This is a genomic window from Rhodococcus sp. 14-2470-1a (assembly GCF_002259425.1).
Lineage (GTDB): Bacteria > Actinomycetota > Actinomycetes > Mycobacteriales > Mycobacteriaceae > Rhodococcoides > Rhodococcoides fascians_E.
The window spans coordinates 427,891-434,758 of the sequence record NZ_NPFZ01000024.1; the positions used below are offsets into that span (position 1 = coordinate 427,891).

Sequence of the window (6,868 nt, forward strand, 5' to 3'; positions counted from 1 at the left end):
AGCGTATCGGCTCTAGTGTTCGGAGCCGATCTCCTGCATACCGATTGCTCCGAGCAGTTCGAGCTTTTCGTGGGTATCGGTGCCGGGCGCTCCGCGGAAGAGGACGAGGCGTTGCCCGGACGGCGGGCTGATGACGACGTCGCATTCGCAGTCGAGCAGTCCGACGCGTGGGTGCTGCAACCGCTTTCGGGTTTTCGCTACTGTGTCGACGTCGCCGAGCTCCCAGATCCGCGTGAATTCCTCGCTCTTGCGGTGTAACTCGTCGATCAGGCTGGTTGCGCGGAAGTCGTCGGGCCGCCGTGTCACTGCGACGCGGAGGTCGGCGACGTAGTTGCGGCTCAGGTGGTCTCGGTCGTTGGGCGCGTACAGCGCGCGGTAGTCCGGGTCCAGAAACCAGTGCCAGATGAAGTTGGCGTGAAAACCGCTTTCGCCGACGAGTTTGCCGAGCAGGGCGATGTTGAGTGGGTTCTGTCCGACGATGTTGTGCATGTCGTCGGTGATCAACGCCGGTACGCGGGGAGCGAGGGCGTCGAGGACGGTCATCAGCCCGGGGTCGGCGAACCCCAGGGCGACGGCAGGTTCGGGTGCGTGGTGTCCGGCGAGGACGTAGAGGTGGTCGCGTTCGGCGAGGGTCAGGCGCAGTGCGCGTGCGATGGCGCCGAGCATGGCCGGGGATGGTTGCGGTCCCCGGCCTTGCTCGATGCGTTCGTAGTAGTCGGTGGACATGGTCGCCAGCATCGCCACCTCGTCGCGGCGCAATCCCGGTGTTCGACGACGCGGACCGGCGGTCAGGCCGACTTCGGCGGGCCGCAGGCGGTCACGCCGGTTGCGGAGGAACTCTCCGAGTTGCTGCTGCTGAAATTGGGGCATGGCCTGGCAATCTGTGTCAGTGGCTGCGGCCGCTGAGGGCGTGGAGTACCTCGTCGTATCGGCCTTCGGCGGTGGCGTTGCGTAGCCACTTTACGCGCTCGACCAGTATCTCCTTGGCGTCGGGCTGCGCGGCGAGCAGGGACATGACCTCGTCGAGGTACTCGTCGAACGGCATGGCCGACGGGCTGTCTTCCTGGCCCATGAGCGTTGTCTGGACGGCCGGAGGTGCCAACTCGACCACACGCACAGCGGTGTCGGTGAGCTGCACGCGTAGCGATTCGGTGAACGAGTGAACGGCTGCTTTGGTCGCGCTGTAGGTGGGCGTCACGGGGAGGGGAACGAACGCGAGCCCGGAACTGACCGTCATGATCGTGGCACTCGGCTGGCCCTGCAGGTGCGGCAGGAACGCGTGGACGAGACGGATGGTGCCGAGGAGGTTGACGGTGACAGTACGTTCGGCGACGTCGATCGATGCAGGGTCGAGGAGGTTCTCGGGCTCCATGATTCCTGCCATCGTGACCAGGGTGTTCAATGCCGGGTGCCGCTCGGTGAGGGCGGCTGCAGCGGCGGAGATGGACTCCGTGCTCGACGTGTCGATTTCGATGGTGTCGATTCCCGGATGGGCGGCTGCGATCTCGCGCAACAGCGCTGTTCGACGTCCACCGACGATGACGGTGTTGCCCGCGGCCTGGAGTCGAAGGGCCAGACCCAGGCCGATGCCCGAGGTTGCTCCGGGGATGAAGATTGTGTTGTTTCCGTCTGAGTTCATGCTTCGACTGTGCGCCCGTTCGGGCTACCGAACCACACCCTGCTTATCCCCGGACCGGCGATCCGGGTCTCGAGGCGTTCGGTGGCTCGGGCGAAACGAGAACACCGGCGGTCACCGTTGCCGATGACCGCCGGTGCCAGGTGTTCGGTCGCTCAGATCTCGCCGGTAGGCGCGGTGTCGGAGCTTCCCGAGAACAGCTGAGCGAGCAGAAGCAGAAGGGAAGGGGTGATTTCACTGGACGAAAACACTGTTGAGCTCCTCGAGAGTTGGGGTCTGTGTAGGTAACGAGATCGGTGATCCCCCGGTACCGGCTCCATTGGTATCAGAGCCAGCACGCACCCGCGACCGGTGCGAGCATAAAAGTCCGAAAGCTTTTGTTTCGCACATGAACCGGCGGATTGTTACGAGCGGTGAATCGGGCGCGACGGCACTCACCCAGAGGGTAAACATGCGATTTACCGTCCATGTTCCGGTTTCCGGCCGGGAAACGGTGCGGCAATCAGGCGCCCTTCGGTGTCATGTGCGGCGGGTCATCGCCGACGAGCCGGGGATCATGTCGTCGGCGACGCGGGCTTCGAATCCGAACCGTTCGTACAGTCTTCGGCTCGCGGGAGTCGTGGATTCGAGAAAAGTTGGTGCGGAGCCGATCAGGTCCAAGCGGTGCTGAATCAATTTGGTGCCGACTCCGGTGCCTCGGGCTCGTGCTGAGGTAGCGATATCGTGGATGTACCAGTGTGGTTCGTCAGGTCGCTGATCGTCGATCGCTCGATCATGTGCCTGTCCGGCTTCGGTGGGGCTGAAGCTGCCGGTTTCTTCGCGGGAGCCGGGAGGTTCCCAGATCAGTGCGCCGAGCAGCTGTCCGTCCTCGTCGACTGCGACATCGACGTGCTCGGGTTCGCTCTCGACTTCGCTTGCGTAGAACTCGGCGAGTGCGCGGCGGCGGGACGATGAATCGGGAAGATGCGTCGCCCACACCGGATCGTCCTCGAATGCTTCGCTGAAGATCTCACCGATTTCGCCTGCGTCGGCTGCGGTTCCGGGCCTGATCGTCGCCACGGGTGGATCCTCTCGTCTTGTGTGTGAGTCGGTGCTAGTGGTCCTTCTTCAACTCGTCGGCGAGCGCGAACAGCCGACCGAAGTACTCGTCGTTCAGCACCGAGGTTGCGGCGATCTTCGCTTCGGCGTCGAGCCCGAACTGCAGGTCCACCAACTCGGCACCGATCGTGATACGCCGCTCGTCCAACTGCCGTAGCTCAGCGGACAGGGCCTCGACTTTGGTGGCGGCGTCACTGTGATCGGACATGTCTCGCATCGTAGTGGACTCGCAACCGGCAGAAGCCGAGCGCAAGTTCCGTGAGGCGGCCGCGCGCATTCACCAGGTGGTAGAGCGAATCAATGCCAGGCCCGGTCAGCGTGAGGCGACGCAACTGCACGTCGAGCCCGGTCGGGTTACGACATGCAAAGATTTGGCCGAAATTTTTACATGTACCCGAGATGTGGCAAGTTTCTTGCTACGTCCTCTTGACCTGAACAACCGCTTCCTCCCGATCTTCTGGTCCTGGTGCAGTCATGCTTCGACGAGTGCAGCCAGCTTGCTGCGCGTCCCAGCTCGCCAGGATCTCCTGTGAGTTCATCCGGCCAACCCGAACCGGCGGAGCCCCTCCGCAAGTTGCTCGGTGCCGCCGACGTTGCGGATGGACGGATCCATGGTGGTGCCGTCGAGAATGATGTAGCGCTTGTTCTTCACGGCGGTGAGCTGGCTTGCCACGGGATCGGATTCGAGGAACGCGATCTTGGCGGCCGCGCTGTCTCCGTCGCCGCCACGGTCGAGGTCGGCAAGGACGAGGGCGTCGGGGTCGCGGTCGTAGACGGCCTCCCAGTTGATCTCGGGCCAGTACTGATTGCTGTCGGCGAAGGCGTTGGTGGCGCCCACCGCCGATGTCATGAGTCCAGGTGCACCGCAGCAGCCCGCGAGGTATGGAGTGCGGGTGGCGGCGTACCACCAGGCGAGGCTGACGTCCTCGGCACCGAGATCCGTGGTCGCCTCGGCAGCCCGATCACGCAGACTCGTGACCAGTTCTTCGCCGCGTTCCTCGACCCCGAACAGAGCCGAGACCTCACCGATTTCCGCGTAGAGGTCGTCGAGCGTCAGCGGTCGCGTCTGTTCTGCGTCCTGCCCGCTGCATTCGCTGGGAGATTGGTAGGTTGCGACCCCCATCTCGTCGAACCGGTCGCGGCTCGCGATGCCCTCGGAGGTGAAGGTGTAGTCGAAGGTGGCGTAGACGAAGTCCGGGTCTCGATCGAGGACGGTTTCGAACGACGGGAACTCGGCATCGAGGGGTTCGACTTGCGAAAGCGCGTCTTCGAGCTCGGGAAGCACTCCGTCGTCGCTGATTGCGTAGCCGACCATCCGGTCCTGCAGGCCGAGCGCGAGCAGTAACTCGGCGGCGGGTTGATTGACGGCGACCGCTCGCTCGATGGGTTCGTCGATGGTGACCGTTCGATCGCAGTTGGTCACAGACGCGGCGGCGACGTTCTCCGCGGGTGCGTCGCCGCTGTCAGAGGAACAGGCAACTGCCGAACCGGCGATCAGGACGGCGAGAACGGTGGTGGTGAAACTGGGTTTGACCATGCGCATGCAGGAACGCTCGCTTCGTCGGGGACTCGGGTCGCGGAGTCCGTCTCGGTGTGAACACTCCGCCTTCGGCGAAGCGTTGCCGGCCGGTCTTCGGACTCGAATTCATCCCAACGAGGCGCCTTCCCGAGCGTTCGTGCTCAGTGGCGTGTCGCCCCGCCGGTCCTTCTCACCGCTGCGCGTCAGTTCCGGATTTCCACCGGATTCCCTGACCACCTGTTTCCAGGGGTCTGCTGGCGGAGGAAATTTACCATTTCGGCCGAGAGTGGGCGTGGTGGATTCGACCTCACCCCACCGAACCCTGGACTGCCGATCCGGGTCTTGTGACGCGATTGCGCGCGAAGCGCAGCCGAACGTGCTTTTCGTTGAGCGACAGGGAGAACGCCGTTCATTGTGACCATCGGTCATGATGTACCCCATGTCCTCGCAGATGCACGAGCGGATTGCCAGGGTGCGACCTCGCTGGTTCACCGCGGCATTCTGGGTCATCCTTCTCGCGTCGATCCACCGGTTCGTCTTCAGAACGGACTGGGAGTGGTGGCTCGTGCTCGCTGTGCTCGGCGGCGGTGCCGCCTACTGCTGGTGGCGGGTACGTCGGCCGCAGAAGTGGGGAACTCTGTGGGGGCTCTCCTGCGGTCTGAGCGGCGTCGCCGCACTGATCGCCGCGGTTTGGGCGGTGCTTACTCCTTTTGCGGTAGCCACCGAGAGTGTGGGAGACGACAGGGTCGAATGTGGTTCGGTCGTGAGCCCGATTGCCGGCGACGACCTGCGTGAGACTGACGGCGTGACAGGAGAATTGGTGATGCGGGAGCGACCGATCCCGCAGAGCGAGTTCGTACGCGTCTGCAGCAACAGGATGGACTACCGCACCAGCAACGCCGTGGGAGCCGTTGTGATCGGGCTGTTGTTCTCGGTCCGCGCCTCAGGCCACTTCGTACGACGACGCGACACGGTGTGACCGGTCGAAGACCGGACGGGGCGGACTTCCTTACGACCGCGCCCGGTCGATCATTCGTTGCGGGCTTCGCCCAGGACTACGCGCGCCTGCGTTCTGAAGTCGGAATCGCCGGGTATCTCCGCTCCCAGTCCATGGTCGAGTTCGTCTTCGCCGCGCAGCTCGATATCAGAAGTTACCTCTACAGCTCAGGTCTGGCCGAGGTCATGGCGATCGACCCTTGCCGACCGGACATGGTCGCCATGGCTGACGCGATTGCTGCCGAACTCGCGACGGTCGACCGAGACACCTTTACCAGCCCTCAGCGCCACTCAGGCCACGTCGAGGTACTGAGACAACCGCACGTCACCAACCGGAAAAGCGCGTCCGAGACGCTGCCAGCAGGTGCACTGTGGACCGCTACACCGCTGGCCGACGACCTCGATACCTGGACCGAGAGTCGCGAAAGCGACGCTCCAACCGACACTTACGAGTTGAACTTCGACCCCGACGCCGTGCATGTCGTCAGGATCGACAGCGCCTCGGACTGGGCCGATCTGCTCCAACATCACCCACGCGGACATTCCGACACCCTGTATCCGGACTGGGCGGCCATAGCAACGCACTGCGACGCTGTACACCTGTCACTCGCGGGGCTGCTCACTGCCCATCCGCCACTCACAGACACGGCCGTGGACGCCTCAGCGCAGGGCTACGCACACAGCAAGTCCGGGCCGTGGGCAGGAGTCGGCGACTGGTCGGCGGTCAGCACAGCGTGGATGCGGTTGCCTCGCAACAGAATATGGAGACATCAGAGGACGCTATTGGTGTTGGGCGGCAGGTGTGGGAAGGCGTTGATCGCGGTTATGACCTGGTCGAGGTGTTGAAGGTTGCGGTTCGGTCAGGGTTGACTCGCGACCAAGGCAGCTATGTCATCTGGGCAGCGGTCAACGCGTACTGCCCTCAATACGAGTACATGCTGAACTGAGGTGTCATACTCCCGTCGTGTGCATCGACATGAGCCAGATCCAGCTCGGACCGCTCTCAGGTTGGGTGAGCGGCCTTCTAAGCTTCGTCTCGATCCTGTTGGCGCTCTACATCCTTCGCCGCGATCAACGTAGAGAAGAAAGGGCACTTCCGTCGAAGATCGCCTGCTGGCTTGATGGCGACTTCATGTACCTCAAGGCGCACCTCCACAACCACGCAGACGTACCAATCATCATGCCGCAGATTGCCGCGCTGCCAAAGCCCGCTTGGTTGATGTGGTGGTTCTACCTACGGCTCGACGAGGAAGAACGGACAGGGTCTTACCGACGCGCCGTCGCCGTGCACAGCATTACGTCGTTTCAAGGTGATGCTTTGTTTGGGCAGGAGCGAACCAAGCTGGTCAAAGGTGGTGAGGATGTTGAGGGTGGCCTCATGCTTGAGCTTGGGTTGAGCAGTTACGACTTCTCCGTTGGCTTCTACGACACCACTGGACGCAGGTGGATGCGCAGCATGGGCGACGGCAAGGTGTTTTCAGCAAGGAAGATGAAATCATTCGATAGGCGCCGCAAGCGGGTGTCCGTGGCCATGACAAAGTACCCACTGGTGGCCAGGTTGAGGTCCCCACTGGTGGCCAGATAAAAGTCCCCACCCCGTGTTCGTCGTGTCGATCAGG

Annotated in this window: 9 protein-coding genes and 1 riboswitch; of the genes, 4 read left to right on the top strand and 5 right to left on the bottom strand. The window is 63.1% G+C overall.

From position 1 onward, the window contains the following. Window positions 1–12: 12 nt before the first annotated feature. From CH292_RS13380 to CH292_RS13405, 5 genes are all read right to left on the bottom strand, one after another. A complete protein-coding gene (locus tag CH292_RS13380) occupies window positions 13–870 on the bottom strand; it encodes a helix-turn-helix transcriptional regulator (RefSeq protein ID WP_094654962.1) in 858 nt (285 codons plus the stop codon). A 16-nt stretch (window positions 871–886) separates the two neighbouring features. Then, the gene (locus CH292_RS13385) at window positions 887–1,639 is read right to left on the bottom strand and encodes an SDR family oxidoreductase (RefSeq protein ID WP_094654963.1); all 753 of its coding nucleotides are present in this window, start codon (window positions 1,637–1,639) and stop codon (window positions 887–889) included. A gap of 516 nt (window positions 1,640–2,155) precedes the next feature. After that, window positions 2,156–2,695 carry a GNAT family N-acetyltransferase gene (locus CH292_RS13390; protein ID WP_094654964.1) on the bottom strand — a complete coding sequence of 180 codons (540 nt, stop codon included), beginning with the start codon at window positions 2,693–2,695 and terminating at the stop codon, window positions 2,156–2,158. A gap of 34 nt (window positions 2,696–2,729) precedes the next feature. After that, on the bottom strand, window positions 2,730–2,942 hold the full coding sequence (locus tag CH292_RS13395; RefSeq protein ID WP_020110622.1) for a hypothetical protein: 213 nt from the start codon (window positions 2,940–2,942) through the stop codon (window positions 2,730–2,732). A 327-nt stretch (window positions 2,943–3,269) separates the two neighbouring features. Further along, complete coding sequence (locus CH292_RS13405) at window positions 3,270–4,277, bottom strand: ABC transporter substrate-binding protein (protein WP_094654966.1); 1,008 nt, start codon at window positions 4,275–4,277, stop codon at window positions 3,270–3,272. Window positions 4,278–4,340: 63 nt separating this feature from the next. Further along, window positions 4,341–4,527: riboswitch (cobalamin riboswitch) on the bottom strand. Between the two features lie 165 nt (window positions 4,528–4,692). Here CH292_RS13405 and CH292_RS13410 point away from each other — a divergent pair. From CH292_RS13410 to CH292_RS13425, 4 genes are all read left to right on the top strand, one after another. After that, a complete protein-coding gene (locus CH292_RS13410; protein WP_143545756.1) occupies window positions 4,693–5,232 on the top strand; it encodes a hypothetical protein in 540 nt (179 codons plus the stop codon). Between the two features lie 131 nt (window positions 5,233–5,363). Beyond that, complete coding sequence (locus CH292_RS29355; RefSeq protein ID WP_256978114.1) at window positions 5,364–6,095, top strand: hypothetical protein; 732 nt, start codon at window positions 5,364–5,366, stop codon at window positions 6,093–6,095. After that, entirely contained in the window at window positions 6,011–6,196 is a 186-nt protein-coding gene (locus CH292_RS29645; protein ID WP_373454680.1) for a DUF732 domain-containing protein, read from the top strand. Before CH292_RS29355 ends, CH292_RS29645 begins: the two co-directional genes overlap by 85 nt. 17 nt (window positions 6,197–6,213) lie before the next feature. Then, a complete protein-coding gene (locus CH292_RS13425; RefSeq protein ID WP_143545757.1) occupies window positions 6,214–6,834 on the top strand; it encodes a hypothetical protein in 621 nt (206 codons plus the stop codon). Window positions 6,835–6,868: the final 34 nt, after the last annotated feature.

Coding starts and splice junctions, on each gene's coding strand:
- CH292_RS13380 (WP_094654962.1), bottom strand. CDS start 870: ATGCCCCAATTTCAGCAGCAGCAACTCGGAGAGTTCCTCCGCAACCGG.
- CH292_RS13385 (WP_094654963.1), bottom strand. CDS start 1,639: ATGAACTCAGACGGAAACAACACAATCTTCATCCCCGGAGCAACCTCG.
- CH292_RS13395 (WP_020110622.1), bottom strand. CDS start 2,942: ATGTCCGATCACAGTGACGCCGCCACCAAAGTCGAGGCCCTGTCCGCT.
- CH292_RS13405 (WP_094654966.1), bottom strand. CDS start 4,277: ATGCGCATGGTCAAACCCAGTTTCACCACCACCGTTCTCGCCGTCCTG.
- CH292_RS13410 (WP_143545756.1), top strand. CDS start 4,693: ATGTCCTCGCAGATGCACGAGCGGATTGCCAGGGTGCGACCTCGCTGG.
- CH292_RS29355 (WP_256978114.1), top strand. CDS start 5,364: ATGGTCGAGTTCGTCTTCGCCGCGCAGCTCGATATCAGAAGTTACCTC.
- CH292_RS29645 (WP_373454680.1), top strand. CDS start 6,011: ATGGAGACATCAGAGGACGCTATTGGTGTTGGGCGGCAGGTGTGGGAA.